The following is a 2,995-nucleotide window of genomic DNA, read 5'->3' as shown; positions in this document are numbered from 1 at the left end:
GTCGCCCACTTCTGGTGAACGACGGCGGCCCCCGCTACAGCGCGCCGAGTTCCGCCCGCAGCGGGTACTCCTTGCCGTCCAGCACAAGCTGGGTGCACCGCCGGGTGGCCGGGTTGAACACGATGGGGGCCATCAGGTTCACCGTCGTGGCGGCGGGGGAGTGGTTGATGACAACAAGCACCAGGGGTGCTTCGCCGCCGTCGAGCTCCAGGGCCTCCAGCGCCGCGGCGGGAACGGCCGGTTTGTAGCCGGGAACGAACACGGCCGCGTCCGCGAGGAACAGCCGGACCGGTGCGGCGGCGGACTCCAGGGCGAAGAGGCCCGGGGCGCTGTCGATGTTCCGCAGGGCAAAGTCGTGCACGCTCTCCAGGCCGGGCATGGGCGCGGTGAAAGTGACCGGCGTGCTGCTGAGGACGGAGTTCATCGCAGGAAGTCCATCAGGGTGGGCTGGAGGACTTTGGCCGTAGCGGCCAGTGCCACCTGGTAGTTGGTCTCCTGAAGTTTCAGGTCCATGATGACGCTGCCGAGGTCAGCTTTTTCAATCCCGGTCCGCTGGGCGTCCAAGGAAGCCTCCATTTCGGTGTTGACGTTGCCGGCACGTTCCAGCTGTGCCTGCCGTGTTCCAATTTCAGCACGGCCGTTGACGATGTTCTGAAAAGCCGTGTCCAAGGTGCTGACTTGGGTGGCGCTGGGCATGCCGCCGCCGGTGAGGGTGTCTGCGAGTGACTGGACTGCGTCGAAGACCCACCCGGAGCCGCTGTCGAAGATCTTTTGAGCGTCGGCATCCACCCGGACCGTTTGGGTGGCACTGATGCGCCGCTCCACGGGGTTGACGCCGGCACCGGTGAATGTGGGCGGTGTGCCGGTGAACGTTTCCGGGGCGTCGGAGTTCCCGGCAAAGATGTTCCGGCCCAGGTGCTTGGAGTTGGCGATCGAGACGAGGTCCTTGTTCAGTGACTTCAATTCGATGGCGATCGCGTCCTTGCCTGACTGCGGCAGCGAACCGTTACCCGCCTGCACCGTCAGGTCCTTGATCCTGTGCATCACGTTCGTGGCCTGTTCCAAGGCGGAGTCCGCTGCCGTGAGCCAGGTGTTGCCGTCGTCAATGTTTCGGCCGTACTGGGCATTGGCCTCCTGGAGCGACCGTGTCGCCAGGGCCTGGGCCGTGGCGGCGGGATCGTCCGAGGGCCGCGAGATCTTGTTGAGCGAGGTGGCCTTGTCCTGCAGCTCAGCGAGCTTGGCCTGCTGGAACTGCAGGGTCCGCTGGGCGTTCGCGTTCATGGTCAGGTTCGTTACCCGGTTCAGCATGGTTACCTTCCTACCAGTCCGGTGCGGTTGATCAGGACGTCCAGGGCCTCGTCGACCGCTGTCATCACGCGGGCCGCGGCCTGGTAGGCGTGCTGGTTGGTGAGGAGGTTGACGTTTTCCTCGTCCAGGCTGACGGAGGCCTGTGATGCCCGGCCGGTCACCGCCGAGACTTGTGCTGCGGACGTGAGCGCTTCCTGCTGCTGCGCCCCGCGGGACTGCACGCCGATGCCGGTGACGATGTCCGACCAGGCCTTGTCCGGGGAGGCCGGACCCGTCCCGAGCTGCGAGATCTGATCCGCGATGCTGGTGTCCAGCGCGCCCTGGCCCGCGGTTTTAAGGGCGATATCGGACGTGGCCGTCGGTGCCTTGATTGAGAGGGCGGCCGGGTTGCCGGTGGTGAAGAAGGCGGCGTTTGATGCGCCCGCGCCGGTAACTCCGGACTGGTGAACGGTGTTCACCGCGGTGGCGAATGTAGTGGCGAAGTTGTTGTACGACTGCGCCGCCTCGGCGATGGCGCCTCCGTTGCCGCCGGCGGCCGGGGCCAGCACGGAGAGGGCGCCGGCGATTTCACCGCCGTCGGACGAGGCCACCCCCGCCGGGTCTTTCCAAAGCAGTTGCACTGTGGACCCGATGGTATCTCCGGCCTGGCTGCCGGAGAGCTCCAGGCCACGAACCGAAGTGCCCATGACCAGGGCGTTTCCGCCCAAGTGGACGTCCACGGTGCCGTCGGGCTGTTCGCGGACGGTGCCGCCGGCCAACCGGGCAATAGTGTCGGTAAGTTTGGCGCGGGCATCGATCAACTCGTTGGCGGATCCGCCGGACGCGAGGGTTGAGCGGATGGTGGCGTTGTAGGCCGCCACCTGGCTAGCGGCGGCGTTCACGGCGTTGACGGCGTCGGCTGCCTGGGCGCGGACGCTGCTCCACTGACCCTGGAGGGCCTGGTAGCCGGAAGAAATCTTGTCGGTGACAGAATTGGCGGCGGTCAGCAGCAACCCCTTGGGCCCGTCCTGGTCCGGCTGGCGGGCCGCCCCCTGCCACGCTGACCAGAACCCTTGGAGCGCTGCGGAGATGCCGTTGTCACCCGGCTCCTGCAGTACGCCTTCGATGCCTTGCAGCGCGGAAGAGCGGATCCCTGCGTAGCCGGCCTGTGCGCTCGCGGAGCGGACAGCCGTGTCCAGGACGCYGCTGCCGAGCCGGGCAATCGCGTCGACCGACACGCCTTGGCCCGTTTGAACCGCCCCGCCTGAGAAGAGCCCGCGGGCCGGCGCGGCCACGGCGGACTGCTCAACCCGCTGCCGGGTGTAGCCCTCGGTGGCGGCGTTGGCGATGTTCTGGCCCGCCACGTTCATGCCCTGCTGCGCCGCTGTGAGGCCCCGGTAGGCGGTGTTGAGGGCGCCAAAGGTGCTCATGGTCGCTTCCTTAGAACTGCTGGTCGAAGAGTCGGGAGCCGGCCGTATCCCCGGTCTTACCCTGGGCGTCGTACGTTCCGGCAGCCACTGGGTTCAGGTCGGCGAGCGTTTCCTGGGTGGAGCGGACGGCAGTGCGGAGGTACTGCTCGTTGGAGTCGCGCAGTTCCTTAATCAGGGCGGTCTGGCGGGTCAGTGCAGTCAGGTGCGCCGTGAGCACTTCTGCCCACGCGCCTTCGGGCGCTGCCGCAGCGAGTTCGCCGAGAGTGGCGTCCGTGGGC

3 protein-coding genes and 1 pseudogene are annotated in these 2,995 nt (G+C 67.2%); all 4 read right to left on the bottom strand.

All coding sequences use genetic code 11. The features are described from left to right. Positions 1-34: 34 nt before the first annotated feature. Positions 35-424: a flagellar assembly protein FliW gene (locus tag AC1DHD_RS15275; protein WP_476880527.1), complete on the bottom strand. Its 390-nt coding sequence runs from the start codon at positions 422-424 to the stop codon at positions 35-37. Beyond that, positions 421-1,308 (bottom strand): flagellar hook-associated protein FlgL, encoded by an 888-nt coding sequence (gene flgL, locus AC1DHD_RS15270; protein ID WP_476880526.1) that lies wholly within the window; start codon positions 1,306-1,308, stop codon positions 421-423. The genes AC1DHD_RS15275 and flgL overlap by 4 nt, the downstream gene beginning before the upstream one ends. A 2-nt stretch (positions 1,309-1,310) precedes the next feature. Next, complete coding sequence (flgK, locus tag AC1DHD_RS15265) at positions 1,311-2,717, bottom strand: flagellar hook-associated protein FlgK (protein WP_476880525.1); 1,407 nt, start codon at positions 2,715-2,717, stop codon at positions 1,311-1,313. 10 nt (positions 2,718-2,727) lie between these two features. Then, positions 2,728-2,995 (bottom strand): annotated as a pseudogene (locus AC1DHD_RS15260) (flagellar protein FlgN); the annotation flags it as partial.

The organism is Arthrobacter sp. 05L45_2 (assembly GCF_056397525.1).
This window is presented reverse-complemented; position numbering and strand designations above follow the sequence as displayed.